Here is a 308-nt window from a genome sequence, read left to right as displayed (position 1 = left end):
GCAACAACGCCCGCGCCGACGGTACGACCGCCTTCACGGATTGCGAAACGCAGACCTTCGTCCATTGCGATCGGTGCAATGAGGGTTGCGGTCATCTGAACGTTGTCGCCCGGCATAACCATTTCCGTGCCTGCCGGCAGCTCGATCGAACCGGTAACGTCAGTCGTACGGAAGTAGAACTGCGGACGGTAGTTCGAGAAGAACGGCGTATGACGGCCACCTTCATCCTTGGTCAGGATGTAGGCTTCTGCTTCGAATTTGGTGTGCGGGGTGATCGAGCCAACGTGTGCCAGAACCTGGCCACGTTC

At 58.4% G+C, this 308-nt stretch carries 1 pseudogene; it reads right to left on the bottom strand.

The features are described from left to right. Positions 1–308: pseudogene (tuf, locus tag B2R48_RS10720) on the bottom strand (elongation factor Tu); the annotation flags it as partial.

The sequence above is a fragment of the Thalassospira sp. UBA848 genome (assembly GCF_002295455.1).
GTDB lineage: Bacteria > Pseudomonadota > Alphaproteobacteria > Rhodospirillales > Thalassospiraceae > Thalassospira.
Note: the sequence above shows the minus strand (reverse complement) of the source record. Positions and strands in the feature narration are given on the sequence as shown.